Source organism: Hydrogenivirga sp. 128-5-R1-1 (assembly GCF_000171895.1).
This window is the reverse complement of record NZ_ABHJ01000500.1, coordinates 1-1,105: the sequence shown is the minus strand read 5'-3', so window position 1 is coordinate 1,105 and position 1,105 is coordinate 1. Positions and strand designations below refer to the sequence as shown.

Sequence of the window (1,105 nt, the reverse complement as noted above, 5' to 3'; positions counted from 1 at the left end):
TTCTTTCATTTCTTCATACCAGAGTGCAAACTTTAGCCCAAAACCATAGGTTCTGCATGAACTCCATGGGTCTTCCCATCATAACAGTTTCTTTGTATTTGAAGGCGTTTTCTTCAAGAACAGGCAAAAGCTCATCAATATCTTTTAAAAGAATGTCAATTGCTTCTCTCATTAAAAGACCAAGAGCAGTATCTATGACATCAGAAGAAGTAATTCCAAGATGTATGTATCTTCCGTTTTCTCCAACCTGCTCTGCCACTGCTGTAACAAATGCCAGAACATCGTGATTGTAAATTTTATCAAGCTCATGAATTCTCTCAACAACTTTTTCGTCTATGTATGTTTTTTCTTCTATCTCTTTTAACGCTTTATCTGGAATTTTCCCAAGTTTATTCCACGCTCTGCAAATGGCAATTTCAACATCAAGCCATTTTTGAAACTTATTGACTTCAGACCAAACATGACCCATTTCAGGTAAAGTGTATCTTTTTATCATATACTCAGCTCCCTTAAAAAATTGCAAATAATTATTATAACAGGAAAGGACTATTCTTTAAGACAAGAAGAAACAAATTGGTTTTCATTTTTGAGTTTAAATTTATTTTTTCCTAAAAAACAGCCCATTTTACAGGCTTTTTGTATATATTTTATTTGGGATTTGGAAAAACCTTTTCCAAATCTAATTCCTTCAGATAAAAACCCGCAGTCTATTCCGGGTATCAAGCCTCTTTGATAACACTGCTGATAAATTCCATAACTGAAGTGGCAAAACTGCTCTTTTGTTATTTTCTGCTTTTTTCCTTGAGCAAAAGTATTTACAGTAAAAATAAAGATAAAAAATATAATAATTCTATACATATTTTCCTCTTAAATTTGGTTTTATAATTCCAATATTATACTATGGTAGAACTATGATAAGAAATCTTTTAGGTGTCTTTTCATGGCGAGTGCTCGTAGTTTTTTAAGAGCTCTATTTTCAAGCTGTCTTACTCTTTCCCTTGAAATTCCAAGCATTTCCCCAACTTCATTTAATGTTTTTGGTTCTTCACCTTCAAGCCCGTATCTATGCTTTATGATTTCCCTTTCTCTTTCATCTAAAGCTTTT

General features: G+C 32.6%; 3 protein-coding genes. All 3 read right to left on the bottom strand.

Features of this window, described 5'->3' with window-relative positions:
* Nucleotides 1-13 precede the first annotated feature (13 nt).
* Nucleotides 14-496 carry a lyase family protein gene (locus HG1285_RS18605; protein ID WP_008289685.1) on the bottom strand — a complete coding sequence of 161 codons (483 nt, stop codon included), beginning with the start codon at nt 494-496 and terminating at the stop codon, nt 14-16.
* Nucleotides 497-546: 50 nt separating this feature from the next.
* The gene (locus HG1285_RS00375; protein ID WP_008289684.1) at nt 547-858 is read right to left on the bottom strand and encodes a hypothetical protein; all 312 of its coding nucleotides are present in this window, start codon (nt 856-858) and stop codon (nt 547-549) included.
* 51 nt (nt 859-909) lie between these two features.
* A partial coding sequence (locus HG1285_RS00380; protein ID WP_008289683.1) for a sigma-70 family RNA polymerase sigma factor occupies nt 910-1,105 on the bottom strand: 196 nt, incomplete at its 5' end.